This is a genomic window from Streptomyces lucensis JCM 4490 (assembly GCF_014650035.1).
In the GTDB taxonomy this organism is placed as follows: Bacteria; Actinomycetota; Actinomycetes; order Streptomycetales; family Streptomycetaceae; genus Streptomyces; species Streptomyces lucensis.
Genome location: NZ_BMUE01000026.1, coordinates 1 through 26,536, shown reverse-complemented (window position 1 = coordinate 26,536; position 26,536 = coordinate 1). Strand labels below are relative to the sequence as shown.

Sequence of the window (26,536 nt, the reverse complement as noted above, 5' to 3'; positions counted from 1 at the left end):
GGACCTCCACCGAGGTCCGCTGCCCTGTCCTGCCAAAGACCAAGGGCACCCCCGAACCCTTCACGATGAGGGAACCCCCTTCGACTGAGGAAGGCGGCGACATGACCGACCCCAACGCCATCCAGCCGAGCGCGCTCGACCAGCTCCCGGACCGCGACCCGGAGGAGACCGCCGAATGGCAGGCCTCCCTGGACGCCGTGGCCAGGGAGGCCGGGCCGCACCGCGCCGCGTACCTGATGCGGCGCACGCTGGAGCGTGCCGAGGCGGGCGGCGTCGCGCTGCCGAAGCTCCTCGAGACGGACTACGTCAACACCATCCCCACCGCCGCCGAGCCGGGCGTCCCCGGCGACGAGGCGATGGAGGCCCGGATCACCGCGTGGAACCGCTGGAACGCGGCCGCGATGGTGACCCGCGGTTCGAAGTACGGCGTCGGCGGGCACATCGCCACCTTCGCCTCCGCCGCCTGGCTCTACGAGACCGGCTTCAACCACTTCTTCCGCGGCAAGGAGCAGGACGGCTCCGGCGACCAGCTCTACATCCAGGGCCACGCCTCCCCCGGCATCTACGCCCGCGCCTTCCTCGACGGCCGGCTGAACGAGTCGCACCTCGACAACTTCCGCCAGGAGGCCGCCGGCAACGGCCTGCCCTCCTACCCGCACCCGCGCCGGCTGCCCTGGCTGTGGGAGTTCCCGACGGTGTCGATGGGCCTCGGCCCGCTGTCGGCCATCTACCAGGCCCGCTTCAACCGCTACCTCACCAACCGCGGCGTCAAGGACGTCTCCGCCTCCCACGTCTGGGCCTTCCTGGGCGACGGCGAGATGGACGAGCCGGAGTCGACCGCGGCCCTCGCGCTCGCCGCCCGTGAGGAGCTGGACAACCTCACCTTCGTCATCAACTGCAACCTGCAGCGCCTCGACGGCCCGGTCCGCGCCAACTTCAAGATCGTGCAGGAGCTGGAGGCCCAGTTCCGCGGCGCCGGCTGGAACGTCGTCAAGACCCTGTGGGGCTCGGCCTGGGACGAGCTGTTCGCCCTGGACACCACGGGCGCCCTGGTCCGCCGGCTGCGCCAGGTGCCGGACGCGCAGGTCCAGACGTACCAGACCCGCGACGCCGCCTACATCCGCCAGGACTTCTTCGGCGCCGACCCGGCGCTGGCCGAGATGGCCAAGCTGATCGGCGACGACAAGATCCTCGAGTGCTTCCACCTCTCGCGCGGCGGCCACGAGGCCCGCAAGGTCTACGCCGCGTACAAGGCGGCCGTCGAGCACAAGGGCGCGCCGACCGTGATCCTGGCCCAGACGGTCAAGGGCCACACCCTCGGCAGCGGCTTCGCGTCGAAGAACGCCAACCACCAGATGAAGAAGCTGTCGGTGGACGAGTTCAAGGCGATGCGCGACCTGCTCGACCTGCCGATCAAGGACAGCGACTTCACCGACGGCGTGGTGCCGTACGGCCACCCGGGCGCGGACTCCCCCGAGGTCCGCTACCTCCAGGAGCGCCGCGCGGCCCTCGGCGGCCCGGCCCCGGCCCGCCGCGTGCACCCGGTCGCGCCGCTGCCCGCCCCCGCCGAGAAGGCGTTCGCCGCCTTCGACAAGGGTTCGGGCTCGCAGAACGTGGCCACCACCATGGCCTTCGTCCGCCTGGTCAAGGACCTGGTCCGCGACAAGGAGACCGGCAGGCGCTGGGTGCCGATCGTCCCGGACGAGGCGCGCACCTTCGGCATGGAGTCGCTGTTCCCGTCCCTGGGCATCTACTCCCCCAAGGGCCAGACGTACGAGCCGGTCGACCGCGACCAGCTGATGTACTACAAGGAGGCCAAGAACGGCCAGATCCTCAACGAGGGGATCACCGAGGCCGGTTCGATGGCCGACTTCATCGCCGCGTCCACCGCGTACGCGACGCACGGCGAGGCGATGATCCCGTTCTACATCTTCTACTCGATGTTCGGCTGGCAGCGCACGGCCGACCAGATGTGGCAGCTCGGCGACCAGCTCGGCCGCGGCTTCCTCGTCGGCGCGACCGCGGGGCGTACGACGCTGACGGGCGAGGGCCTGCAGCACGCCGACGGGCACTCCCCCGTGATCGCGGCCACCAACCCGGCCGCCCTGACCTACGACCCCGCCTTCGCCTACGAGGTCGCGGTGATCGTCCGCGAGGGTCTGCGCCGGATGTACGGCGAGGCCAGGCCGGGCGAGGACCAGGACGTCTTCTACTACCTCACCGTCTACAACGAGCCGCTGCCGCAGCCGGCGAAGCCCCGGGCCGCGGGCGTCGACGAGGGCATCGTCAAGGGCCTGTACCGGTTCAACACGGCGGAGTCGGCGGGCGTGAGCGCCCCGGCCGACGCCCCGCGCATCCAGCTGCTGGGCTCCGGCACGGCGATCCACTGGGCCCTCGAGGCACAGAAGCTGCTGGCGGAGGAGTGGGGCGTGGCCGCCGACGTGTGGTCCGCGACCTCCTGGGGCGAGCTGCGCCGGGACGCCCTGGAGGCCGACGCGGCGCTGCTGCGCGGCGAGGAGCGCGTGCCGTACGTCCGCCAGGCCCTGCAGGGCGCCGAGGGTCCGGTGCTGGCCGTCTCCGACTACATGCGCCAGGTGCCGGACCAGATCGCGCAGTGGGTCGAGCAGGACTGGTCGTCGCTGGGCGCGGACGGCTTCGGCCTCTCCGACACCCGCGAGGCCGCCCGCCGCCACTTCGGCGTCGACGCCCCGTCGATCGTCGTCGCCGCCCTGGCCCAGCTCGCCAGGCGCGGCGAGGTCCAGGCGACGGCGGTGAAGGAGGCCCGGGAGAGGTACGGGCTGTAAGGCACCGGTTGCCCGGGGAGGGGTACGGCGACCGCGCCGTACCCCTCCTTGTCCTTCCCCGTCGTTCGCCGTCGGTGGCCCCCGGCATGATGAACCCATGCGTGCCGCCCGCCTCATCAAGATGGTGCTCCTCCTGCAGTCCCGGCCCGCCATGACCGCCGCCGAGCTCGCGCGGGAGCTGGAGGTGTCCGAGCGGACGGTGACGCGGGACGCGCAGGCGCTGTCGGAGGCGGGCGTGCCGGTGTACGCCGACCGGGGGCGGGCCGGGGGGTACCGGCTGGTCGGCGGGTACCGGACGCGCCTGACGGGACTGGCCCGCGGGGAGGCCGAGGCGCTGTTCCTGAGCGGGGTGCCGGGGGCGCTGCGGGAGATGGGGCTGGAGGACGCCGCCTCGGCGGCGCGGCTGAAGGTGTCGGCCGCGCTGCTGCCCTCCCTGCGCGACGCCCCGGACAGCGCCGCCCGGCGGTTCCATCTGGACGCGCCCGCCTGGTTCCGGGAGCCGGAGACGCCCGCGCTGCTTCCCGCGGTCGCCGGGGCGGTGTGGGAGGACAGGCGCGTCACCGCCCGCTACCGGCGCGGGCAGGACGAGGTGCGGCGCACGCTGGAGCCGTACGGGCTCGTGCTGAAGGCGGGTGTCTGGTACCTGTGCGCGCGGGTCGCCGGCGGTGGTTCCTTCCGGACCTACCGGATCGACCGGTTCACCGGCCTGGACGCCCTGGACGAGCGCTTCGACCGCGACCCGGACTTCGACCTGCCCGGCCACTGGGCGGACCAGGCCGAGCGGTTCGCGCGGTCGATCCTGCGCGCCGAGGTGCTCGTACGGCTGTCCCCGGACGGTGTGCGCGCACTGCCGTACGCCGTCGACCCGCTCGCCGCGCGGGAGGCGCTGGACGGTGCGGGCGAACCGGACGCCGAGGGGTGGGTGACGGTGACGCTGCCGGTGGAGTCGGAGGAGGTCGCGCACGGTCAGCTCACGGCGCTCGGGCCTCAGGCGGAGGTGCTGGCGCCGGCGGCTCTGCGGGAACGGTTCGCCGCGGACGCGGCCCGGACGGCGGCGCTGTACCGGCGCGCGGGTGACGGGGGATGATCCGCGGGTACTCCGCGTGCGGCCCACCGGCCGAGGCCCGATGCTGGTGGCGTGATGGACGAGACGGAGTTCTGGGAGCTGATCGACGCCAGCCGCGCGGTCGCCGGGGGTGACCCGGAGGAGCAGGCCGACGCGCTCGTGGAGCGGCTGCTCCGGCTGGACCCGGAGCTGGTCCTGGACTTCGCCCGTCACTTCGAGGCCCGCTACAACCGCGCCTACCGCTGGGATCTGTGGGGTGCCGCCTGGGTGCTGCTGGACGGGTGCAGCGACGACGCGTTCGACTTCTTCCGGTGCTGGCTGATCGGCCAGGGCCGGGAGGTGTTCGAGGGCGCCCTGCACGACCCGGACTCGCTGGCCGGGCTGCTCGGCGACTTCGACGAGGAGGTCGACGGCGACGGCGAGGAGCTGGGCTACGCGGCGGACGAGGCGTACGAGCAGCTCACCGGCACCGTCGCACCCGACCTGGGCATCTCCCCGGCGCCCGCCGAACCGGAGGGCACGCCCCTGGACCTGGAGAACGAGGCCGCGCTCGCGGGCCGCTATCCCCGGCTGTGGGAGCGGTTCAGGGAATGACGCCGGCGCCGGTGCGGCGGTGCGGCATTGGCCTGGTGGAGGGCGGACGCGCCGGCCGCGGGCGGGCCGAGGACGACGGTCGCGACCGCGCGGACCACCGCCCAGGGGCCGAAGGCCGTGTCCCCGGCCCCTGTGCTCCCGCGTGCCCCGCCCCTGGACGTCGTACGGCTGCCGCTCATGGTCCCCGCCTCCCGGTCGGCCCGTGCCCCGTGTCGTGCCCGACCGTAGGAGGCGGGGCTCGCAGCGGGCTGCGGACCGGCTGTGGCTCTCCTGTGGGCGTCCGGGATGGGCGCATCGCCACCCGGTGGAACCATCGTCCCGGTCCAGGACGTTGCTGGGGGTATACGCATACGTGGCCGATGTGCCGTCGGGTGGCCGGCCGGGTGACGCCCGGGTGATCAGCGGGCCCGCCCCGTCCGTACTGAGGGGTCCGAGAGAAAGGCGGCTCCGTGGACCTGCTCGACCTGGTGCTTGTGCTGGTGGTCCTTCTCTACGCGGTGTCCGGTTACCGGCGCGGGCTGGTGGCCGGATGCGTCTCGCTGGCCGGGTTCGTGGGCGGCGCGGTCGTCGGCGTGTGGGTGCTGCCGTGGGTGACGGACCTGGTGGAGCGCGGGTCGGCGCAGGCGACGGTGCTGGCGGTGCTCACGGTGCTGGTGCCGGCGGTGGCGGGGCACGAGCTGGCGAGCCGGCTGGCGCTGCGGCTGCGCGGGGAGCTGGACCGGGGGCCGCTGCGGGTGGCCGACGGGATAGGGGGCGCGGCGGCCAACTCGGTCGCGGTGCTGATCGTGGCCTGGGTGGCGGCGAGCGTGCTGGGTGCGGCGCCGTCGCAGCCGCTGACGTCGGCGATACGGAACTCGGCGCTGCTGGGCGCGGTGCAGCAGGCGATGCCGCAGACCACACCCGCGTGGTTCTCCCGGGCCACGTCCGCGCTGACCGAGGCGGGGTTCCCGCAGGTCTTCAACCCGTTCGAGAACGAGTCCACGGCGCGGGTGGCCCGGCCGACCGGCGACAGCGTCACCCCGGCCGCGGCGAGCGCCGCCAAGGCCAGCACCGTGAAGATCGAGGGCGCCTCGGGGGTCGAGGGCCGCGAGGGCAGCGGCTTCGTCTACGCCGCCCGGCACGTCATGACCAACGCCCACGTGGTCGCGGGCATCGACCGGCCGAGCGTGCGCGTCGGCGGGGTCGGACAGTCGTACGCGGCCCGGGTGGTGCTCTTCGACCCCGACCGGGACGTGGCGGTGCTGTACGTGCCGGGGCTGCGCGCCCCGGTGCTGCGCTTCGACACGAGCGCCGTGCGCGGGAACCCGGCGGTGGTGGCGGGCTACCCGCAGGACGGGAGCCTGAACCTGCAGGCGGCGACGGTCGCGAACCGGATACGGGCGACCGGCCAGAACATCTACAACACCCGCGCGGTCACCCGCGAGATCTACTCGGTCCGGTCCACGGTCCGGCCGGGCAACTCCGGCGGCCCGCTGCTGACCACGGACGGCAGGGTGTTCGGGATGGTGTTCGCCCGCTCCACCTCGGACACCGAGACGGGTTACGTGCTGACGGCGTCCGAGGTCGCGGGCGACGCCCGGCGCGCGGCCGCGGCGACGGCCCCGGTGGACACGGGCGAGCTGGTCGACTCCTAGGGCCTCTGACCTGGACCGGTTACCGGCCTCCACGCACCGCGCCCGGGTGCGGGATCCTCAGAGGCTCCTGCCCATGAAGACGTCGTCGACGTACTCGCCGCCCACGTGGAACTCCCCGGGCAGCACGCCCTCGACGGTGAAGCCCTCGGACTCGTAGAGCGCGCGGGCCGGCTTGTTGTGCCCGAGCACGCGCAGGGTGAGACGCCGCGCGCCCCGCCTGCGGGCCTCCTCCACAGCGGCCCGGATCAGCGCGCGCCCGACGCCGCGCCCGCGTGCCTGCTCCGAGACGGCGAGGCCCTGGATCGCCAGGACGTGCGCGTTGGAGGCGAGCGGGGTCGGGTGGGCGATGTTGACGTAGCCGAGGAGGCCCTCGTCGGACTCCGCCACCAGGTAGCCGTCGGGACTGTGCCTCTCGTCGAAGAAGGGCGGGTACGGCGGCTCCGGCTCGGGAGTCACCGCGTGCACGGGGGACCAGGTGGCCCGGTCGAGGGCGGACAGCTCGCCGTCGTCGTCGGGGCGGGCGCTGCGTATCTGCGGATCCGGCATGTCGGTCACCCTACGGCCGGCGTCGCGGGCGTCCCACCGGTTTATCGGGGGCTGTGCGGTCATGCTGGGGGCATGGAACGTTCACGCATCGTGGTGGCCGGCGCGTCCGGTCTCATCGGCAGCGCCCTGGTGCGGTCCCTGACCGCGGACGGGCACGAGGTGGTCCGGCTGGTGCGCCGGGCACCCCGGGGGCGGGACGAGGTCCGCTGGGACCCCGAGCGGGGCTCCGTGGACGCGGCCGGGCTGGTCGGCTGTGACGCGGTGGTCAACCTGGCCGGGGCCGGGATCGGCGACCGGCGCTGGACACCGGAGTACAAGCGGCTGATCCGGGACAGCCGGGTGCTGGGCACGGCCACGCTGGCGGAGGCGGTGGCCGCGCTGCCGCGGCCGCCGCGGGTGTTCGTGAACGGCAGCGCGATCGGCTTCTACGGCGACACCGGCGACCGGGTGGTGGACGAGAGCGCCCCGCCGGGCGACGGCTTCCTGCCCCGGCTGTGCGTGGAGTGGGAGGATGCGGCGGCACCCGCGCGGGAGGCGGGCGTGCGGACGGTGTTCCCGCGCACCGGGCTGGTGGTGGCGCGGGGCGGCGGGGCCTGGGGGCGGCTGTTCCCGCTGTTCCGGGCGGGGCTCGGGGGACGCCTGGGCGACGGCCGGCAGTACTGGTCGTACATCGCGCTGCACGACGAGGTCGCGGCGATCCGGCACCTCATCGACGACGAAGCGCTGTCCGGGCCCGTCAACCTGACGGCGCCCCAGCCGCTGACCAACCGTGAGATCACCGAGGCGATGGCGCGGGTGCTGCACCGGCCCGCGCTGCTCCCGGTGCCCGCGCCGGTGCTGCGGGCGGCGCTGGGAGAGCTGGCCGGGGATGTGCTGGGCAGCCAGCGGGTGGTGCCCAGGCGGCTGTCGGAGTCGGGGTTCCGGTTCGCGTTCGCCGGCATCGACGAGGCGATCCGCGCGGCGTGACGGACACCGGCAACCTCCTGCGACCTGTTGTGACCGAATGCGACCTCCATGCGACCGTGCCCTGTTGATGCGCGACTGTTCCTGACCGATCACGGCCCTAACCTCGACCCGAACTCGGGTATCCCCGGGGCCGGTCGGGGGCATCACGTCTCCACCGGCCGCGCAACCACAGGAGGGGCCTCGTGCTTGAGCCCGCGTACCAGGTGGACGTCGTCATCGTGGGAGCCGGGATCGCCGGACTCTCGGCGGCCCATCGGCTGACCAGCGCAGGAATCGCGACCGCCGTCCTGGAGGCCGCCCACTGCGTGGGCGGCCGCATGTCCACCGAGAAGGTCGACGGCTTCCGGCTCGACCGCACGGCACAGCTGCTGTCCACGGCCTTTTCCGAACTGCGCCTGACACCCGGCCTGGACACCCTGACCCTGCGTCCGTTCGCACCCGGCGTGCTGCTGCACCGTGACGGGCGCACCCAGCGCGCGGGCGCACCGGCGGCCGGAGGGGGCACAAGGGGCGCACTACACGTGGTGCGCGCCCTGGCGAGCGCCCCCCGCGGTGCGGCGGCCGCGCCCGGCCGGTCCGGCACGCCGGTGGGCGGCGCGGTCGACCAGGCCCGCCTCGGCGCCGCGCTGGGCCGGATCGCCTCGACCCCCGTCGAGCGCATCCTGGCCCGCCCGGAGATGCCCGCCGCCCAGGCCCTGGCCCAGCGCGGGGTGCCGGTCCGCACCGTCGAGGGCTTCCTGCGGCCGCTGCTCGCCACGCTGCTGTCCGACCCGGAGCTGACCACCTCCAGCCGGTGTGCCGATCTGGCCCTGCGCACGTTCGCGAGCGGACGGCTGTGCGTGCCGGAGGGCGGGGCGGAGATGCTGCCGGAACTGCTGGCCCGGACCCTGCCGCCGGGCACCGTGCACACCGGGGTGCGGGTCACCTCGGTGTCCACGACCTCGGTGGCCACCGCCGAGCACGGGGAGATCCGCTGCCGCGCGGTGCTGCTGGCGACCGACGCGCGGGCGGCGGCCGAGCTGCTGCCGGGACTCAGGGTGCCGGACTTCCACCCGGTCACCGTGCTCCACCACACCACCGACGATCCGGCGGCGGTGCTGCGGACCGGCACCTCGCTGCTGCTGGACGCCGACCGCGGCGGTCCGGTGGCGCACACGGCGGTGGTCAGCAACGTGGACCCGAGCCGGGCGCCGGGCGGCCGGGCGCTGATCTCCTCGACCGTGCTCGGCACCCCGCCCGAGGGGGTCGACACCGCCGTCCGCATCCAGCTCTCCCGGCTCTACGGCACCTCGACGCGCCGCTGGGAGACGCTGGCCGTGCACCACGCCCCCGAGGCCGTGCCGGCGATGCGCCCGCCGCACGACCTGCGCCGGCCGGTACGGCTGCTGGCCGGCCTGTACGTGTGCGGGGACCACCGGGACACCAGCACGGTGCAGGGCGCCCTGCACTCGGCCCACCGGGCGGCGGCGGCGATCCTCGCGGACCTGGGCGCGGCCGGTTCCCTGAACCGCGCCGAGCCGGCGCCGGCGGTACCGAGGGCGGCGTAGCCGGCGGACCTGCCGGGCGACGGCGGCGGCGTGTTCACCCCAGGGCCGCCACCTTCTCCCGGTACCCCCTCACCGGTGCCGCGTCCCGGTAGGGCTCCAGGCGCCGCTCGAAGTCCTTCACGTACTCGACCGCGCGGGCGCTGCGCATCTCCGCGGCCTGGCCCGCCGCCTCGGCGGCCAGTGCGCAGGCCTGGTCGAGTTCGCCGAGGCCGAGCCGGGCGGTGGCGAGGACCACCCGGCAGAACAGCCTGCTGCGGGCGTAGGACGGCGCCCGCAGCTGGAGGGAGCGCTCGGCGTGCTGCGCGGCGGCCCGGAACTGCTGCAGGTCACGGTGGCAGTGCCCCAGCTCGTCGGCGAGCTGCGCCTCGTCGAAGAACCGGGCCCAGTACGGCACCTCGTCACCGGGCCGGGCCGCCTCCAGGGCGCGCTCGGCCCGGGCCAGCGCGGCGGTGCACGCCCGCACCTCGCCCAGGACGCCCTGCGCCCGCGCCTCACAGGCGTGCAGCAGCGCCTGGACGACCGGCGAGGCGCCGGTGCCGGCCCCCTGCTGGGCGACCCGGGCGAGCTGCACCGCCTCCCTGCCGTGGCCCAGGTAGACGGCCTGGCGGCTCATGGTGACCAGCACGTACGAGCCGTAGGCGCGGTCGCCGGCCGCCTGGGCGAGCCGCAGGGCCTGGACGAAGTAGCGCTGGGCGAGTCCGTGCGCGGCGATGTCGTACGACGTCCAGCCGGCGAGCCGGGTCAGGTCGGCGGCGGCGGCGAACAGCCGGCGCCCGGTCTGCTCGTCGTAGCTGCCGCGGAGCATCGGCTCGCACTCGTGCTCCAGGTAGCGCACCAGCGCCTGCCGGGCGTGGCCGCCGCCGAACCGGTCGTCGAGGGTGCGGAACAGCTCGCCGACCGAGCGCAGCGCGTTGATGTCGCCGCCGGTGACCCGCTGGCCGGCGGGGCGCTCGGTGTGTCCCCGGGTCCGGGGCGGGGCGAGGGGCTGGGGCCTGGCCGCGCCGGGCCGGCCCTGCGCGGGCACCCGGGGCACCGCGTCCCGGGCCACCTTGTCGTCGGCCTTGCCGATCAGCCAGTCCCGGCTGGGCACGACGAGCCCGGCCGGGGTGAAGGCGATCTTGCGTAGCTCGGCGTGGCTGCCGGAGTCCTTGCGCCACAGCCCGCTGACGATGTCGACGGCCTCCGCGGGGGTCGCCGCGAACTCCAGGCCCGCGTAGACCGGCGCACAGGCGTCCAGGCCGAGGTCCTGGGCCGTGAGCCGCCGCCCGAGCCGGCGGGTGAACACCTCCGCGATCAGGGCGGGGGTCGTCCCCCGGGGCTGCTGCCCGCGCAGCCAGCGGGTGACGGAGGTCTTGTCGTATCTGAGGTCCAGCCCGTGTTCCAGGCCGAGCTGGTCGACGCGACGGGCCAGACCCGCGTTGGAGAACCCGGCCTCCGCGATGAGCGCGGCGAGCCGGCGGTTGGGGGTGCGCTGCGCGGGTCGGTCCGTCATCTGCGGTGCGGTCTCCTGCCTACCGGGCCTTCTGAAGTGCCGGGATTGCGTGCGAGCAGCCCTTTTGGCCTTACGAACGGCGCGAATGTAGCGGAGAGTGAGCAGGCGAACGCGGCTTTGCCCGTACATTCATCCGATCGTGTGAGGATTGCCCGCAGGGCTGACGTACGCCGATCGGACGTACAGTGGCGTGGGCGCGTTACGTGCCTGACACCGGTCGCTGAGGGAGGCGCTTGCCGTGAGTGGACTGCGGTTCGTCCGCATGGGGTTCGGTGCGGATGCCGTCGAGTACCAGGAGGCCTGGGACGAACAGCGCCGGGTGCACGCCGCCCGGTTCGCCGACGAGGTCCCGGACACCGTCCTGCTCCTGGAGCACCCCCCGGTGTACACGGCCGGCCGGCGCACCGAGGAGAGCGAGCGCCCGCTGGACGGCACCCCGGTCATCGACGTGGACCGCGGCGGCAAGATCACCTGGCACGGCCCCGGCCAGCTGGTGGGCTACCCGATCCAGAAGCTCCCGCGTCCGGTGGACGTGGTCGCCCACGTACGGCGCCTGGAAGAGGCCCTGATCCGCACCTGCGCCGAGTTCGGCGTGGAGACCACCCGGGTCGAGGGACGCAGCGGGGTGTGGGTGCTCGGCGATCCGGTCGAGCGGCGGCCGGCCCTCGGCGGGCTCTCGCTCGACCTCGACCCGCGCCTGCACGACGAGGAGTTCGACCCCCGGCTGAACGGCCCGGAGTACGCCCCCTCCAACGCCGGCCAGCGCCGCGAGGACCGCAAGCTCGCCGCCATCGGCATCCGGGTCGCCAAGGGCGTCACGATGCACGGGTTCTCGCTGAACGTGAACCCCGACAACAAGTGGTTCGACCGGATCATCCCGTGCGGCATCCGGGACGCCGGGGTCGCCTCGCTGGCGGGCGAGCTGGGCCGGGACGTCACGGTGGAGGAGGTCCTGCCGGTGGTGGAGAAGCACCTGCGGGAGATCCTGGAGAACGCGGACCTCAGGCCGCGCGCCGTCGAGACGGCGTCCGCCTGATCGGGGGAATGCGCCCTGCGGCCGTGAGGTCGGCCTCACCGGTAGGGCTCAGGTAATACGGGCGTACTCTGGTGTACGCCGAGGAATCGAAGCTACAGGGAGCCGGTCGTGTCCGCAGTCTCACCCGACGGACGCAAGATGCTGCGCCTGGAGGTCCGCAACAGCCAGACCCCCATCGAGCGCAAGCCCGAGTGGATCAAGACCCGGGCGAAAATGGGTCCCGAGTACACGAAGATGCAGAACCTCGTGAAGAGCGAGGGCCTGCACACGGTCTGCCAGGAAGCGGGCTGCCCGAACATCTACGAGTGCTGGGAGGACCGCGAGGCGACCTTCCTCATCGGCGGCGACCAGTGCACCCGGCGCTGCGACTTCTGCCAGATCGACACCGGCAGGCCTCAGGCCCTGGACCGGGACGAGCCGCGCCGCGTGGGCGAGTCCGTGGTCACCATGGACCTGAACTACGCCACCATCACCGGCGTCGCCCGCGACGACCTGGAGGACGGCGGCGCCTGGCTGTACGCGGAGACCGTGCGCCAGATCCACGCGCAGACGGCGGACCGCGAGGGCGGCCGCACCAAGGTCGAACTGCTGGCCCCCGACTTCAACGCGGTCCCCGAGCAGCTCGCCGAGGTCTTCTCCTCCCGCCCGGAGGTCTTCGCGCACAACGTGGAGACGGTCCCGCGCATCTTCAAGCGCATCCGTCCCGGCTTCCGCTACGAGCGCTCCCTGAAGGTCATCACCGAGGCCCGCGACTTCGGCCTGGTCACCAAGTCCAACCTGATCCTCGGCATGGGCGAGACCCGCGAGGAGGTCGTCGACGCGCTCCGGCAGCTGCACGACGCGGGCTGCGAGCTGATCACCATCACCCAGTACCTGCGCCCCTCCGTCCGGCACCACCCGGTGGAGCGCTGGGTGAAGCCGCAGGAGTTCGTGGAGCTGAAGGAGGAGGCCGAGCGGATCGGCTTCTCCGGGGTCATGTCCGGCCCGCTGGTCCGCTCCTCGTACCGCGCCGGGCGGCTGTACCGGATGGCCGTCGAGAAGCGGGGGGACTTCATCGCCACCCAGGCGGTGTGAGCCGAGCGTGTGAATTCGCGCACAAGAAACTACCGGCCAGTAATGGCCGAGACGACGCGGTCCCGACCGTCCTCCCTGATGAGGGCGCCCCTCGGGGCCGCGTCGGCGTTCCCGCACTCCACAGCACGGCTTCACGGGCGTTTGACCGGCCGGTCACGCCCTGGTAACACCAATCAGTGACTCTGGTATCACGCCCTGTACACCCGGACCGAGGGGGGACCTCGACCATGCAGGCCGCGCCCGTCAACGAAGTAATGCCGAACGGCACCCGCGCCACCGCCATCCCGTCCATCACCGGCGCGTTGCGCGCCGTCGAATCCCTGCTCATGAGCGGCGGTCAGCGCACCGCCCGCCGCAACGCCTGGACCTCCGTACTGGAGGACCGCCGCCGGGCCAAGGACCGGGTCGAGGCGCAGCGCGTCCTGGACCAGGCCGCCACCCGCCCCTGAGGCCCCGCACACCCGGCACTGGCGTCGTCCTCGCCTCCGGAGGCACGTAGACTTCGTGGCATGGCGAGGCAGGAAACCGCGGCGGACGCCGCGAACGCAGGGCGACTGAAGCAGATCGCCCTCACGTACAAGATGACCCGCAAGGCCGACAAGAAGATCGGTCTTGTACTCGCGGCCGTCGGCATCGGCACCCTCGGTGTCTTCCTCGCGATCGGCTTCTTGATCGACCACCCGATCTACCTGGGCGTCTTCGGCCTGCTGATCGCCCTGCTGGCGACGGCGATCGTGTTCGGCCGCCGGGCCGAGCGGGCCGCCTTCGGCCAGATGGAGGGACAGCCGGGCGCCGCGGCGGCCGTGCTGGACAACATCGGCCGGGGCTGGACGACGACTCCGGCGGTGGCGATGAACCGCAGCCAGGACGTCGTGCACCGGGCGGTCGGCAAGGCCGGCATCGTGCTGGTCGCCGAGGGCAACCCGAACCGGGTGAAGAGCCTGCTGGCCGCCGAGAAGAAGAAGATGAACCGCATCGTCGCGGACGTCCCGGTCCACGACCTCATCGTCGGCACCGGCGAGGGCCAGGTCGAGCTGAAGAAGCTGCGCACGACCATGCTCAAGTTCCCGCGCGTGCTGACCGGCCCCCAGGTGACCGCCACCAACGACCGGCTGCGCGCTCTGGGCGACCTGATGAGCAACATGCCGGTGCCGAAGGGCCCCATGCCCAAGGGCATGCGGATGCCGAAGGGCCGCTGAGCCGCACTTCCCGGGGTACGAGGGCCGGCCCGGATGACACGCCGCCGAACGGAGCATCCGGCCGGTTGTCGGCTCATGGGCTCTTAGCCTTCGGAATGTGACAAAACGCCATATTACGTACCTCGCATGCACGACGGTCCTCGTCGGCGCGCTCGCCGGCACCGCTCCGGCGTCGGCCGCCCACCGGATCCACGTCGTGCATCCCGGTGAGTCGATCCAGAAGGCCGTGAACGCCGCCCGGCCCGGCGACACGGTGTTCGTGCTGGCCGGCACCTACCGCGAGAGCGTCACGGTGAAGACGCCCGGACTGACCCTGCGCGGCGAGGGCGACCGCACGGTGATCAAACCGGTCAAGAAGAAGAAGACCAAGTCCGCGCCGCCCGCCGCCAAGGCCACCGTCAGCTGTGAGGAGGGCGGCAACGGCGTCTGCGTGATCGGCGCCAAGAACACCGCCCTGGAGCGCGTCACCGTCGCCGACCTGAAGGTGACCGGCTTCTCCAGGATGGGCGTGTGGTCCATGGGGACCGACCGGCTGACCGTGCAGCGGGTGACGGCCGACGACAACGGGCAGTGGGGCATCGCCCAGGAGCACTCCACCCGCGGCCTCTTCCGGGACAACATCGCCCGGCGCAACGGCGACGCAGGCCTGTTCCTCGCCAACAACGTGAAGGCCGAGGAAGGCGCCCGGGACACCAAGGGCACGCTGGTGGTGCGCAACCGCCTGGAGGGCAACCGGATCGGCATCACCGTACGCCGGCTGCGCAACCTCACCGTGACCCGCAACCTCGTCACCGGCAACTGCGCCGGCGTGTTCGTCGTGGGCGACGAGAACAAGCCGAAGGCGGGCGCCCTGACCGTCAGCCGCAACGACGTCGAGCGGAACAACAAGTACTGCCCGAAGACCGCCCGGCTGCCCTATCTGCAGGGCTCCGGCATCGTCCTGACCGGCACCGAGAAGGCTTTGGTGACGGGGAACGTGGTGACCGGCCACTCCGGCAGGTCCCCGCTGTCCGGCGGCATCGTCCTGTTCAAGAGCTTCGTGGGCGTCACCAGCGAGCGGAACCGGATCACCGGCAACCACCTGCGGGACAACTCCCCGGCGGACCTGGTGGACCAGGAGGCCGCCAAGAGCGGCAACGCCTTCGGCGGCAACTCCTGCCGGGCCTCCAAGCCCTCGGGCCTGTGCTGACCGGACGGCCGTAACCCGACCCACGCAAGGAAGGAAGGCGGCACATGACCGCACCATCCACCGGGATCTCCGCTCCGCTCGCGCAGGACGCACCCCCCTCCCCTCCGCCGTCCATGCGGCTGCGGGAGCTCGTGTTCGGCGCGGCCTGCGCCGCCGCCGTCCGCGCGGCCGCCCGGCTGGGTGTCGCCGACGCGCTCGGCGACACCCCCATGAGCGCGCGGGACCTAGCGGCCGCGGTGAAGACCGAGCCGGGGCCGCTGCGCCGGCTGCTGCGCGCCCTGTCCTGCTACGGCGTCTTCGCCGAGCGGGCCGACGGGACGTTCGTCCACACGGAGATGTCCCGGCTGCTGCGCGAGGACGACCCGAACAGCCTGCGCTACATCTCCCTGTGGTGCACCGAGCCGTGGACCTGGGACGCCTGGCCGAAGCTGGACGAGGCGGTGCGCACCGGCCGCAACGTCGTCGAGGACCTCTACGGCAAGGAGTTCTTCGTCTACCTGAACGAGGACGCCCCCGAGTCGGCGGACGTCTTCAACCGGGCGATGACGACCTCCAGCGAGCAGTCGGCCCGCGACGTCGCCGCCCTGCTGGACCTGTCCGGTGCCTCGTCCGTCGCGGACATCGGCGGCGGCCAGGGGCACGTGGTCGCGAGCCTGCTCGACAAGTACCCGGCGATGCGCGGCTTCCTGCTCGATCTGCCGCGGGTCGTGGAGAACGCCGTGCCGCGGCTGCGCACGGGCGGCGACCTCGCCGGGCGGGTCCGCATCGTGCCCGGCGACGTCCGCGAGTCCGTGCCGGTCGAGGCCGACGTCTACGTCATCAAGAACATCCTGGAGTGGGACGACGAGTCCACGGCCCGACTGCTGCGCAACGTCGTCGAGGCGGGCGGCCCCGGCGCCCGGGTCGTGGTCATCGAGAACCTCGTGGACGACACCCCGTCGATGCGGTTCAGCACCGCCATGGACCTGCTGCTGCTCCTGAACGTCGGCGGGGCCAAGCACACCACCGACAGCATGACCGGACGGCTGAAGGCCGCCGGGCTGGCCGTCGGCGACATCCGGCCCGTCAACCCCTACCTGCACGCGTTCGACTGCATCGTCCCCGTGTGAGAGGACACCCCCGGAGAACACCGGTGCCGGGCCCGCGTCGGACGCGGACCCGGCACCGGTGGCCGGACGGCGGATCAGGCGTGGGCGTCGCGCTCCCAGACGTAGAAGCGCTGCGCCATCGCGTCCTTCGGGGACCGCCAGGTCTCCGGGTCGTACGCGCTGACGTACGCCGAGAGGCGCTCGCTGACCCCCCTGAACTCGGGGTGCGAGGTGATCTTGGCGATGGCCGGTCCCGGCTCGCGCTCGGACTCGATGAGGTGCATGTACACATCGCCGAACTGGAAGAGGCTGCGCCGCACGACGCCCACGAGGTGCGGCAGCTCTCCCCGGTCGGACTCCGCGAACACCTTCGCGATGTCGGGGGCGGAACCCGGGGCCATGCGGGCGACGATCAGGGCCTGGTGCACGGTCTCTTCTCCTGTCGTCCGGCTCAGTCGGCCAGCGCCGGGGCGGGCCGGTGACCGGCGGCCGCCTTCTCGATCTTGTCCCGGATCAGGGCCATCTGGACCTTGGAGTTCCTGTTGATGTTGTCGGTCATCCAGTCGTCGTCGACCGGGGCGTCCGGCTTCATCGCGAAGTCCTGCGTCCAGACCATCCGGGTGCCGGCGGGGACCTCCTCGTAGCTCCAGTGGATGTCCATGTGGGCGAACGGCCCGGTCTCGACCCGGCGCGCCCTGACGGTCAGGCTCTCGCGGTCCGGCTCGCGCTCGGAGACCCAGCTCCAGACGGTGCCGTTGTCGTCCGGGTGCATGGTCAGCCGGAACGTCGTCCTGGCGCCCTCCTTCTTGAGCACCTCCACCGACGCGTACTCGCTGAACAGCTGGGGCCAGCGTTCCAGGTCGTTGGTCATGTCCCAGACCAGATCCAGCGGGGCGGCGATGGTGATCTCGTTGCGGGTGTGTCCTGCCATCTCAGGCTCCTGCCATCAGGGTGGTGTTGACGAGGTTGAGGAACTGCTGGGGCGTCTTGCAGCGCTCCGCGTCGACCGGCATCGGGGTGCCGTGCGCGTTCTCCAGCTCGCCGACGATCCCGAGCAGGCCCAGCGAGTCGACGCCGAGGACGTCGAAGCCGGTGTCCGGCTTGTCCTGGAGCTGCTGCGGGCTGACGGTGACCCCGGCGGCCTTCTTCATCAGCGCGGCGAGTTCTTCCACGGTGATCTGGGGCATGTGCTTCCTCCTTTGCTGTGCTCACTGCTCACTGCGCGGCGCCGTGCCGCAGCACCAGCGCCGAGTTCGACCCCATGAGCCCGCGGCTGAGCACCAGTGCCGTCCGCACTTCGGCGACCCGGGCGCGGCCGGTGACGAGGTCGAGGTCGTGGCAGACGTCGAAGACGTTCGGCGTCGGCGGGATCAGGCCGTGCTCCATCGCGAGCACGGCCGCCGCGGTGTCCAGCACGGGGGCCGCGCAGTACCCCCGGCCGGTCCCGGTCTTCGGTGCCGTGACCGGGACCCGGGTGCCGTGCCGGCCGAGGGCGTCGGCGAGCGCCAGCGCCTCGGCCCGGTCCGCCTCCGGCACCCCGAGGGCGTCGGCGAAGACGACGTCGACCTCCTCGGGCGCGCAGTCGGCCTCCCGCAGGGCCCGCCGGATGGCCTGGGCCAGGCCCTCCCGGGACCGCTCCCAGCGGGAGGCCCCGGTGAAGGTGGCCCCGTGCCCGGCGACGACGGCCCGTACCTCGGCGCCGCGTTCCCGGGCGGTGCCCGCCGCCTCCACCACGAGCATCGCGCCGCCCTCGGCCGGCACGAACCCGCAGGCCGCGTCCGTGAACGGGCGGTACGCCCGGGACGGATCCGCCTCCCGGCTCAGCTCCTCGTAACCGAGCTGGCAGACCACCGAGTACGGCGCGAGCGGCGCCTCGGTGGAGCCCGCCACGATCACGTCGGTGCCGCGCCTGACCGCCCGTGCCGCGTGCGCGAGGGCGTCCAGGCCGCCGGCCTCGTCGGAGGCGACGACCGAGCAGGGGCCCTTGAAGCCGCGGCGGATGGACACCTGGCCCGTGCTCGCTGCGTAGAACCAGGCGATGGACTGGTACGGCCCGACGAACCGGCTGCCCTTGCCCCACAGTCGCTGCAGTTCGCGCTGGCCGAACTCGCCGCCGCCGGAGCCGGCGGCGGTGACCACGCCGATGGAGTACGGCGCGTCGGGGGTGTCGGCCTGCCGGAGCCGGGCGTCGTCCAGCGCCAGGTCGGCCGCGGCCATGGCGTAGTGCGTGAACCGGTCGGTCTGGACGAGGAAGCGCTCCTCGATCGTCGCGGCCGGGTCGAAGGCGCGGACCTCACCGGCCACCTTCAGCGGAAGGTGCTCGCAGCCCTCGCGGGTGACCCGGTCGAGGACGCTGACGCCCTCCTGGGTGGCCTTCCAGAAGGTGTCGGTGCTGGTGCCGTTGGGCGCGACCACCCCGATGCCGGTGACGGCCGCGCGCCGGTCCTTCGGTTCGCTCATCGTGTCCTCACTCCCTCGGCCGGGTCAGGATCACCGCGGACTGGAATCCGCCGAATCCGCTGCCCACGGAGAGCACGCTGTCCAGCTTCCGTTCGCGGGCGACACGCGGGACGTAGTCCAGGTCGCATTCGGGGTCGGGGATCTCGTAGTTCGCGGTCGGCGGTACGACCTGCCTGGTCAGGGCCAGCACGCAGGCGACCAGTTCGATGGCGCCGATCGCCCCGAGGGAGTGCCCCACCATGGACTTGATGGAGCTCATCGGGGTGTCGTAGGCGTGGTGGCCCAGAGCCCGCTTCACGGCGGCCGTCTCGTGGCGGTCGTTCTGCCGGGTGCCGGAGCCGTGCGCGTTGACGTAGTCGATCGCCGTCGGGTCGAGCCGGGACTGGTCCAGGGCCGTCGATATGGCGCGGGCCATCTCCAGGCCCTCCTTGGTCAGGCCCGTCATGTGGTAGGCGTTGCCGAAGGTGGCGTAGCCGCCGAACTCGCAGTACACGTGGGCGCCGCGGGCCCGGGCGTGCTCCAGTTCCTCCAGCACGAGCACCGCGCCGCCCTCGCCCATGACGAAGCCGTCACGGTTGTTGTCGAAGGGCCGGGAGGCGTGCGCGGGGTCGTCGTTGTTCGGCGACGTGGCCTTGATCGCGTCGAAGCAGGCCATGGTGATCGGGGAGATCGGGGAGTCCGACGCCCCCGCGATGCAGATGTCGGCCCGGCCCTCCTGGACGGTGTGGAAGGCGTACCCGACGGCGTCCAGGCCGGAGGTGCAGCCGGTGGAGACGGTCTGGACGGGACCCTGGGCGCCGAACCGTTCCGCCACCGCGGAGGCCACGGTGCTCGGCGAGAACGCCCGGTGCAGCTGCGGCTCGGCCTCGCCGTGGTCGACGTCCCAGCGCTGCCCGCGGTGGCTGACGAGCACGTAGTCGTGCTCCAGCCGGGTGGTGCCGCCGACGGCGGTGCCCAGGGAGACCCCGACCCGCCAGGGATCCTCCCGGCCGAGGTCGAGACCCGAGTCCCGTACCGCCTCCGCGCCGGCGACCAGCGCGAACTGTATGTACCGGTCCGCCCGCTCGATCTCCTCGGCGTCCAGGCCGTGCGCGGCGGGGTCGAAGTCGCACTCGGCGGCGATCCGGGACCGCAGCCCGGACGGGTCGAAGAACGTGATGCCCCGCGTCGCGGTACGGCCCTCGGCGAGCAGATCCCAGAACGCCGGCACGCCGATGCCGCCCGGGGCCACCACGCCTATGCCGGTGACCGCCACGCGCCGGGTCATGACGGGACCTGGTCCCGCCGGGCCGGCTCGGCGGCGACGGCGACCGTCTCCTCCGTGTCGACGTGGCCGAGGTTGGGGCGCGGGGCCAGCGGGCCCAGGTGGAAGACGATCCGCGCCTCCACGTTCCCCACGTTGCGGAAGCGGTGCCGCATGTTGATGGGAATCATCAGCCCCTGCTCGGGCCGCAGCGGGTGCGGCTCGCCGTCCAGGTCCACCTCCAGCTGCCCGCACACGACGTAGACGAACTCCTCGGAGTACGGGTGGTAGTGCTCGGCGATGCGGTCACCCGGCCGCACGATGGCCACGCCCATGAAGCCGCTGGTGGAGCCCACCGTGGCCGGGGTGAGCATGGCGCGCAGATCACCGCCGCGCCGGGTGTTGGGCTCGACCTCGCTGAGGTCCACGATCTTCGGAAGGGGTTTGATCACGACGTTCCTCCGTGGGTGTGCTGCGTCCGGTCGGGTCAGGCGGCCGGTGACCGGCGGTCGGTGATGAGCTCCATGCGGACGGCGCCGCCGTCCAGCAGGGCCCGCACCGGGGCCGCGAGCCCCGACTTCGGCAGGGCCGCGTCGGCGTCCGGGCCGGGGCGCACGTCGACCAGCCGTACGACGACGTCGTCGCGCTGGAAGATCGTGCTGCGCAGGACCGGGCTGCCCGGCTTCTCGGCCGCCTCCTCGTCCTGCCGGGCGAGCAGCTCCGCCAGCTGCATCCCCAGGCCCGGCCGGGCCGGGTAGTACAGCGCGTGCCGCTCGCCCTCGGGCCGCTCCGCCGCGCTGACGTGGTGGACGGCCGGGAGCGCCGCCCGGGTGAAGAACACGCGTGCGGACTCCTGGTCGTTCAGGTCCCGCTCCTGCTCCAGGTACGGGTTGAGGGCCTCCTCGACGGCCCGCACCTCCGGCTGCCGGGCGACGTGGCGCAGCGCCGCGAGCAGGTCGCCGCGCACCTCGATGGCCCGTACGACCCGGTTGCCGTGCATGAACAGGGAGGTGCGCATCAGCCGGGTGCTGTCGTCGACGCGGGCCTCGGGCGAGGCGTAGTCCGCGAGGATCTTCGCGACCTGCGGCTCGCTGCCCGGCTTCACCGTGAAGGTGAGCGCGTGCCGGATGACGCCGTCGCCGATCCTCGGGGACGCCTGGAGCCGGCGCTGTGCCGCGGTGGCCGCGGCGGCATCGCCGCCGGTCTCGCGGACGACGTGGAACCGCAGCGAGCGGGTGTCCCGCACGCAGCTGTGCAGCGGCTCCACCATCCGCACGTGCTCCTCGCTGTTCACCCAGGCGAGGAACGGCGGCGCGCTCTCCCACTCGCTGGTGATGAGCCACTGGGAGGGGTTCTCGATGGACTGGCACAACTGGTCGCTGACGTGTCCGGGCACCGAGGCGACCTGGTTGCACAGTTGCTCGTAGGCCTCCAGGAACTGCTGCTGGGCGCCGTCGTGTACGTCCACCAGGAGGACGACCCGCAGGCGGGATCCGTCGAACACGGACTGGGAGACCTTCGTCGACACCTGCCGCGCCGGCTGCTGGGAAACCTTTTCGGTCGTGGTGGTCATGCTGCGCACATCTCCTTCACGGGGGCAGAGGCGGACGCCGGCCGCCGATGACGCGACGTCAGCGCTTCTTGATCCTGTGCCGGTCCCCGGACGCGCGCGACTCGCGTGAACCACGCGGGTGATTGAGCACGCGGAACCCCTCCCAGAGGGCATGCACTTTCCAGCACCCCCTCATCCCCAGCCCTGCCTCAGGAGTCCTTGATGCAGCAGAAAGCCGATCACCAGGTCCCCGTCCTCGTCGTGGGCGGCTCTCTGGTGGGCCTGTCCCTCTCCCTCTTCCTGGGCCGTCTCGGCGTGCGCCACATGCTCGTAGAGCGGCACTCCGGGACCTCGATCCACCCGCGCGGCCGCGGCAACAACGTGCGGACGATGGAGCTGTTCCGGGTGGCCGGCGTCGAGCCCGACATCAAGACGGCGGCCTCGCTCCTCGCGGACAACCACGGCATCCTGCAGACCCCGACCCTGGCCGGGGACGCCGGGGAGTGGCTGTTCAAGGAGATCGACCCCGGCGGCGGGCTCGCCCGGTTCAGCCCCACCGCGTGGTGCCTGTGCAGCCAGAACGACCTGGAACCGGTGCTGCTGAAGGGGGCCCGGGCACTCGGCGGCGACCTGCGGTACTTCCACGAGCTGGAGTCCTTCGCACAGGACCCCGAAGGAGTGACGGCGTACGTCCGCGACCGCGACAGCGACCGGCTCTACACGGTCCGCGCCGACTACCTGGTCGCGGCCGACGGCCCGCGCAGCCCCGTCCGCGGCCGGCTCGGCATCGGGCAGAGCGGCCCCGGCGACCTCTTCGCCAACGTGAGCGTCACCTTCCGCTCCAAGCTGCTCGCCGACGTCGTCGGCGACCGGCGCTTCATCTGCTGCTACCTCACCGACCCCGGGGCCGACGGCGCCCTGCTGCCCGTCGACAACCGGGAGAACTGGGTCTTCCACGCCCCCTGGCACCCGGAGCACGGCGAGACCCTGGAGGAGTTCACCGAGGAACGGCTGCGGCGGCACATCCGGCACGCCGTCGGCGTCCCCGACCTGGACGTGGAGATCACCGGAAAGGCGTCCTGGCGCGCCGCCGAACGCGTCGCCGAGCGGTACGCGGCCGACCGGGTCTTCCTCGCCGGCGACTCGGCGCACGAGATGTCCCCGACCGGCGCCTTCGGCTCGAACACCGGCATCCAGGACGCCCACAACCTGGCCTGGAAGCTGGCCGCCGTCCTCGGCGGCTGGGCCGGACCCGGCCTGCTCGGCACCTACGACACCGAGCGCCGGCCCGTCGCCCTGGCCACCAGCGCCCGCGCCTCGGCCCGCTCGGTGGAGCACAGCCACCCCGGCTTCGCCCCCGCACCCGGCGTCGGCGCCGGCAAGCGCGGCGGCATCCTCAACGTCGTCCTCGGCTACCGCTACCCGGAGGGCGCCGTCCTCGGCGCCGACCCGGAACGGCCGGTCGTGCCCGACGGGGTGCACCTGACCGGGGAGCCGGGCACCAGGGCACCCCACCTGTGGCTGCGCCGCGCGGGCGAACGGCTCTCCACGATCGACCTCTACGAGCGTTCCCCGGTGCTGCTCTGCGACGCCGGCTCGGCCGCGGGCACCGCCTGGCACACCGCCGCCCGCCGCATCGCCGGCACGGACGGCGTACCGCTGGAGGCCTACCGCGTCGGTGCGGGGGCGGAGGCCGAGCTGACCTGTGAGCAGGACGGCGACGACTGGGCGGCGGCGCACGGCACCACGGCCGACGGGGCGGTGCTGGTGCGGCCGGACGGGTTCGTGGCCTGGCGGGCGCCCGGTGCCGTACCGGACCCGGAGGCCGAGCTGCGGGAGGTCCTCGGGGCGCTGCTGCACACGCGCTGAGCGCCGCACCCCTCGCACGGGACGGCGCAGGCCCCCGCACCGGGCGGTGCGGGGGCCTGCGCCGCAGCGTGCCGGACGCGGACGTCACATCGGGTGAGTCACGCGGACGTCACCTCAGAGGCGGGTCACCGCGGATACGGACGCCGCCAGACGCGGACGCCTCCTCAGATGCGGACCTCGATCGTCTTCGCGAGCCGGTCGTGCAGGCCGCGGCCGTCGCGGTCCCAGACCAGGGCCGGGATCGCGAGGCACAGCAGGACCGTGCGCAGCAGCGCGCGCCCCGGGCTGACCGTGCCGGTCTCCAGGGCGACGACCCGTACCCCGAAGAGGCGCTTGCCCGGGGTGGAGCCGACCGTGCCGACGGTCAGGACGCTCAGGGCGAAGAAGACGCCGAGTGCCCAGTTGCTGGTAGCGGGGCTGTAGCCATGAGTGATCAGGCTGTATGCGATCAGGACGCACAGCGCCCAGTCCACGGCGAGTGCGCCGAGCCGCCGCCCGGGCCGTGCGATCGAGTTCGGCCCCTCCTCGGGGAGACCGAGCTGCTCGCCGCGGTATCCGAAGTCGGCACCGGCCTCTTCCATGGCCGCGCGGGGGCCGGAGAGCCACGATCCGATTGCCTGCCTGTTGTCCACCCGACCACGGTACTGCGCCCGGTTTCGGGCACTACGCGCAGGGGTGTGTCGGGGCTACGGTGGAAACGTGGCCGGTTAACTTCTGCGAAACAAACGGGTCACGCCAGAGAAATCACCCGTCCCTAGGGTCGAGACCAGCGTGTGCCACCGCACTGGCCGCACGAACGATCTACCACCCCGGCGCGGACGGTCGGGAGTAGGAGGAGCTGGATGTTCCAGAACGCCGACGAGGCCAAGAAGTACATCGCGGACGAGGACGTCAAGTTCGTCGACGTCCGCTTCTGCGACCTGCCGGGCGTCATGCAGCACTTCACGTTGCCCGCGGAGGCGTTCGACCCCGACGACGAGCAGGCCTTCGACGGGTCGTCGATCCGCGGTTTCCAGGCCATCCACGAGTCGGACATGGCCCTGCGCCCCGACCTGTCCACCGCGCGCATCGACCCGTTCCGCCGGGACAAGACGCTCAACATCAACTTCTTCATCCACGACCCGATCACCGGCGAGCAGTACTCCCGTGACCCGCGCAACGTGGCGAAGAAGGCCGAGGCGTACCTGGCGTCGACCGGTATCGCCGACACCGCCTACTTCGGCCCCGAGGCCGAGTTCTACGTCTTCGACTCGGTCCGCTTCTCGACCGGCGCGAACGAGTCCTTCTACCACATCGACTCCGAGGCGGGTGCCTGGAACACCGGCGCCCTGGAGAACAACCGCGGGTACAAGGTCCGCTACAAGGGCGGCTACTTCCCGGTCCCGCCGGTCGACCACTTCGCCGACCTGCGCGCCGAGATGTCCCTGGAGCTGGACAAGCAGGGCCTCAAGGTCGAGCGGCAGCACCACGAGGTGGGCACCGCCGGCCAGGCGGAGATCAACTACAAGTTCAACACCCTGCTCGCCGCCGCCGACGACCTGCAGCTCTTCAAGTACATCGTGAAGAACGTGGCCTGGCGCAACGGCAAGACCGCCACCTTCATGCCGAAGCCGATCTTCGGCGACAACGGCTCGGGCATGCACGTGCACCAGTCGCTGTGGAGCAACGGCGACCCGCTGTTCTACGACGAGGCCGGTTACGCGGGCCTGTCGGACACCGCCCGCTACTACATCGGCGGCATCCTGAAGCACGCCCCGTCGCTGCTGGCCTTCACCAACCCGACGGTGAACTCGTACCACCGCCTGGTGCCGGGCTTCGAGGCGCCGATCAACCTGGTGTACTCGCAGCGCAACCGCTCCGCGGCCATGCGTATCCCGATCACCGGCTCCAACCCGAAGGCCAAGCGCGTCGAGTTCCGCGCCCCGGACTCCTCCGGCAACCCGTACCTGGCCTTCTCCGCCCTGCTGCTGGCGGGCCTGGACGGCATCAAGAACAAGATCGAGCCGGCCGAGCCGATCGACAAGGACCTGTACGAGCTGGCTCCCGAGGAGCACGCGAACGTCGCCCAGGTCCCGACCTCGCTCGGCGCCGTGCTCGACGCGCTCGAGGCCGACCACGAGTTCCTCCTCCAGGGCGACGTCTTCACGTCCGACCTGATCGAGACGTGGATCGACTTCAAGCGCACCAACGAGATCGCCCCGCTCCAGCTGCGCCCGCACCCGCACGAGTTCGAGCTGTACTTCGACGTGTGATATCGCCCCGGGCGCCAGCGGGTGACCGCTCGCCCGGGCCGCCTGTGGCCGGAGGCCGGCTTTCCCAGCACGGGAGAGCCGGCCTCCGGCTTCTGCTTGCCGCCGCACACGTCACCGCAATCGAGCATGATGTACGGGCCGTTGGAACCGACGGTCGCGCGAGGCCGGGCAACCACGGATCGCACGTGACATGTTGAGCCTGCGTCAGAGGGGAAGGGGACGCCGCCCGGACGACTCGTAAGCGGACAGGCATAGTCACACAACAGAACGTCAGTTGAGCGCCGCAAATACCTTGGTTCCGTTTGTCAAGCCCAGCCCCTTGGGGGAGCATGGGTTACATCCACCGGATCTCAGTGGAATCAGCCCCCCTTGTGCATATCGGGGATGATCCGTGCCGTGTGGTCATCAGGGTCCTCATCGGCACGGCTTACCGTCCGAGGGATTCCTATGACTTTCACCAACCTTTCTTCTCTGAAGAGGCGGCTGGCCATGTTGGCCACCTCAGCCGCTCTGGCAGGGGGCACTGCCCTGATGCCAGGTACCGCGCTGGCGGCCCAAGAAGCACCCCCGCCCCCGCCGAACCCCGCCGTGCAACACGCCCAGGGTCAAGGCCAGGGCCAGAACCAGGGCCAGCGTCACAACCAGCCGAAGAAGCACCGTGGCACAGGCGCCAGAACCGGCGGCGGCGCAGGTGCCGGAGCAGGAGCAGGAGCCGGAGCCGGAGCGGGAGCCGGCGGCGGCGCAGGTGCCGGAGCAGGAGCGGGCGCCGGAGCCGGAGCCGGTGCAGGAGCCGGCGGCGGCGCAGGTGCCGGAGCCGGAGCGGGCGCCGGAGCCGGAGCCGGAGCGGGTGCCGGCGGCGGCGCAGGTGCCGGAGCCGGAGCGGGTGCCGGCGGCGGCGCAGGTGCCGGAGCCGGAGCGGGCGCCG

General features: G+C 72.6%; 24 protein-coding genes and 1 pseudogene. 15 read left to right on the top strand and 10 right to left on the bottom strand.

Translation table 11 applies throughout. The features are described 5' to 3' along the window. The first annotated feature begins 101 nt into the window (after nucleotides 1-101). The 4 genes from aceE to IE177_RS33515 all read left to right on the top strand — a co-directional run bounded on the left by aceE (nucleotide 102) and on the right by IE177_RS33515 (nucleotide 6,098). Nucleotides 102-2,804 carry a pyruvate dehydrogenase (acetyl-transferring), homodimeric type gene (gene aceE / locus IE177_RS33530; protein ID WP_190019256.1) on the top strand — a complete coding sequence of 901 codons (2,703 nt, stop codon included), beginning with the start codon at nucleotides 102-104 and terminating at the stop codon, nucleotides 2,802-2,804. Nucleotides 2,805-2,901: 97 nt separating this feature from the next. Continuing rightward, nucleotides 2,902-3,891, top strand: a complete 990-nt coding sequence (locus tag IE177_RS33525) for a helix-turn-helix transcriptional regulator (RefSeq protein WP_190019255.1) — start codon at nucleotides 2,902-2,904, stop codon at nucleotides 3,889-3,891. A gap of 54 nt (nucleotides 3,892-3,945) precedes the next feature. Further along, nucleotides 3,946-4,464, top strand: a complete 519-nt coding sequence (locus tag IE177_RS33520; RefSeq protein ID WP_190019284.1) for a DUF4240 domain-containing protein — start codon at nucleotides 3,946-3,948, stop codon at nucleotides 4,462-4,464. A gap of 449 nt (nucleotides 4,465-4,913) precedes the next feature. After that, on the top strand, nucleotides 4,914-6,098 hold the full coding sequence (locus tag IE177_RS33515) for a MarP family serine protease (protein ID WP_190019254.1): 1,185 nt from the start codon (nucleotides 4,914-4,916) through the stop codon (nucleotides 6,096-6,098). A 57-nt stretch (nucleotides 6,099-6,155) separates the two neighbouring features. Here the strand turns inward: IE177_RS33515 and IE177_RS33510 are convergent, their stop codons facing one another. Further along, nucleotides 6,156-6,644, bottom strand: a complete 489-nt coding sequence (locus IE177_RS33510) for a GNAT family N-acetyltransferase (protein ID WP_190019253.1) — start codon at nucleotides 6,642-6,644, stop codon at nucleotides 6,156-6,158. A gap of 72 nt (nucleotides 6,645-6,716) precedes the next feature. Between IE177_RS33510 and IE177_RS33505 the strand changes: the two genes are divergently transcribed. Both IE177_RS33505 and IE177_RS33500 read left to right on the top strand, forming a co-directional pair. Further along, a complete protein-coding gene (locus tag IE177_RS33505) occupies nucleotides 6,717-7,610 on the top strand; it encodes a TIGR01777 family oxidoreductase (protein ID WP_190019252.1) in 894 nt (297 codons plus the stop codon). A gap of 182 nt (nucleotides 7,611-7,792) precedes the next feature. After that, a complete protein-coding gene (locus IE177_RS33500; RefSeq protein WP_190019251.1) occupies nucleotides 7,793-9,157 on the top strand; it encodes an NAD(P)/FAD-dependent oxidoreductase in 1,365 nt (454 codons plus the stop codon). Nucleotides 9,158-9,191: 34 nt separating this feature from the next. Here the strand turns inward: IE177_RS33500 and IE177_RS33495 are convergent, their stop codons facing one another. Further along, nucleotides 9,192-10,649, bottom strand: coding sequence for an NsdA family TPR-like regulatory protein (locus IE177_RS33495; RefSeq protein ID WP_190019250.1), 1,458 nt, complete (start codon nucleotides 10,647-10,649; stop codon nucleotides 9,192-9,194). Between the two features lie 238 nt (nucleotides 10,650-10,887). On the opposite strand from IE177_RS33495, the gene lipB reads away from it, so the two are divergent. The 6 genes from lipB to IE177_RS33465 all read left to right on the top strand — a co-directional run bounded on the left by lipB (nucleotide 10,888) and on the right by IE177_RS33465 (nucleotide 16,256). Beyond that, the gene (lipB, locus tag IE177_RS33490) at nucleotides 10,888-11,685 is read left to right on the top strand and encodes a lipoyl(octanoyl) transferase LipB (protein ID WP_190019249.1); all 798 of its coding nucleotides are present in this window, start codon (nucleotides 10,888-10,890) and stop codon (nucleotides 11,683-11,685) included. A 108-nt stretch (nucleotides 11,686-11,793) separates the two neighbouring features. Further along, complete coding sequence (lipA, locus tag IE177_RS33485; protein WP_190019248.1) at nucleotides 11,794-12,759, top strand: lipoyl synthase; 966 nt, start codon at nucleotides 11,794-11,796, stop codon at nucleotides 12,757-12,759. Between the two features lie 227 nt (nucleotides 12,760-12,986). Continuing rightward, a complete protein-coding gene (locus IE177_RS33480) occupies nucleotides 12,987-13,208 on the top strand; it encodes an SCO2195 family GlnR-regulated protein (protein WP_190019247.1) in 222 nt (73 codons plus the stop codon). A gap of 60 nt (nucleotides 13,209-13,268) precedes the next feature. Continuing rightward, the gene (locus tag IE177_RS33475) at nucleotides 13,269-13,958 is read left to right on the top strand and encodes a DUF4191 domain-containing protein (RefSeq protein ID WP_190019246.1); all 690 of its coding nucleotides are present in this window, start codon (nucleotides 13,269-13,271) and stop codon (nucleotides 13,956-13,958) included. 97 nt (nucleotides 13,959-14,055) lie between these two features. Then, a complete protein-coding gene (locus IE177_RS33470; RefSeq protein ID WP_190019245.1) occupies nucleotides 14,056-15,147 on the top strand; it encodes a right-handed parallel beta-helix repeat-containing protein in 1,092 nt (363 codons plus the stop codon). Between the two features lie 113 nt (nucleotides 15,148-15,260). After that, the gene (locus tag IE177_RS33465; protein ID WP_190019283.1) at nucleotides 15,261-16,256 is read left to right on the top strand and encodes a methyltransferase; all 996 of its coding nucleotides are present in this window, start codon (nucleotides 15,261-15,263) and stop codon (nucleotides 16,254-16,256) included. 74 nt (nucleotides 16,257-16,330) lie between these two features. Here IE177_RS33465 and IE177_RS33460 read toward each other — a convergent pair whose 3' ends face one another. Genes IE177_RS33460 through IE177_RS33430 form a run of 7 tightly spaced genes read right to left on the bottom strand, consistent with a single transcriptional unit; the run spans nucleotide 16,331 to nucleotide 21,511 of the window. Further along, a complete protein-coding gene (locus IE177_RS33460) occupies nucleotides 16,331-16,663 on the bottom strand; it encodes a TcmI family type II polyketide cyclase (protein WP_190019244.1) in 333 nt (110 codons plus the stop codon). Between the two features lie 23 nt (nucleotides 16,664-16,686). Next, a complete protein-coding gene (locus IE177_RS33455; protein ID WP_190019243.1) occupies nucleotides 16,687-17,166 on the bottom strand; it encodes an SRPBCC family protein in 480 nt (159 codons plus the stop codon). 1 nt (nucleotide 17,167) lies between these two features. Continuing rightward, on the bottom strand, nucleotides 17,168-17,422 hold the full coding sequence (locus IE177_RS33450; protein ID WP_190019242.1) for an acyl carrier protein: 255 nt from the start codon (nucleotides 17,420-17,422) through the stop codon (nucleotides 17,168-17,170). A 28-nt stretch (nucleotides 17,423-17,450) separates the two neighbouring features. Beyond that, nucleotides 17,451-18,695, bottom strand: coding sequence for a ketosynthase chain-length factor (locus IE177_RS33445; RefSeq protein ID WP_190019241.1), 1,245 nt, complete (start codon nucleotides 18,693-18,695; stop codon nucleotides 17,451-17,453). A 7-nt stretch (nucleotides 18,696-18,702) separates the two neighbouring features. Then, the gene (locus IE177_RS33440; protein ID WP_190019240.1) at nucleotides 18,703-19,962 is read right to left on the bottom strand and encodes a beta-ketoacyl-[acyl-carrier-protein] synthase family protein; all 1,260 of its coding nucleotides are present in this window, start codon (nucleotides 19,960-19,962) and stop codon (nucleotides 18,703-18,705) included. Beyond that, complete coding sequence (locus IE177_RS33435) at nucleotides 19,959-20,390, bottom strand: cupin domain-containing protein (RefSeq protein ID WP_229816380.1); 432 nt, start codon at nucleotides 20,388-20,390, stop codon at nucleotides 19,959-19,961. Before IE177_RS33435 ends, IE177_RS33440 begins: the two co-directional genes overlap by 4 nt. Nucleotides 20,391-20,425: 35 nt before the next feature. Continuing rightward, nucleotides 20,426-21,511 (bottom strand): SchA/CurD-like domain-containing protein, encoded by a 1,086-nt coding sequence (locus tag IE177_RS33430; protein ID WP_190019239.1) that lies wholly within the window; start codon nucleotides 21,509-21,511, stop codon nucleotides 20,426-20,428. A 201-nt stretch (nucleotides 21,512-21,712) separates the two neighbouring features. Between IE177_RS33430 and IE177_RS33425 the strand changes: the two genes are divergently transcribed. Next, entirely contained in the window at nucleotides 21,713-23,359 is a 1,647-nt protein-coding gene (locus IE177_RS33425; protein WP_190019238.1) for an FAD-dependent oxidoreductase, read from the top strand. A 164-nt stretch (nucleotides 23,360-23,523) separates the two neighbouring features. Here the strand turns inward: IE177_RS33425 and IE177_RS33420 are convergent, their stop codons facing one another. Then, a complete protein-coding gene (locus IE177_RS33420) occupies nucleotides 23,524-23,991 on the bottom strand; it encodes an RDD family protein (RefSeq protein ID WP_190019237.1) in 468 nt (155 codons plus the stop codon). A gap of 210 nt (nucleotides 23,992-24,201) precedes the next feature. Here IE177_RS33420 and glnA point away from each other — a divergent pair, with 210 nt between their 5' ends. Together glnA and IE177_RS33410 are read left to right on the top strand one after the other, a co-directional pair. Continuing rightward, nucleotides 24,202-25,611: a type I glutamate--ammonia ligase gene (gene glnA / locus IE177_RS33415; RefSeq protein ID WP_190019236.1), complete on the top strand. Its 1,410-nt coding sequence runs from the start codon at nucleotides 24,202-24,204 to the stop codon at nucleotides 25,609-25,611. A gap of 658 nt (nucleotides 25,612-26,269) precedes the next feature. Next, nucleotides 26,270-26,536 (top strand): annotated as a pseudogene (locus tag IE177_RS33410) (hypothetical protein); the annotation flags it as partial.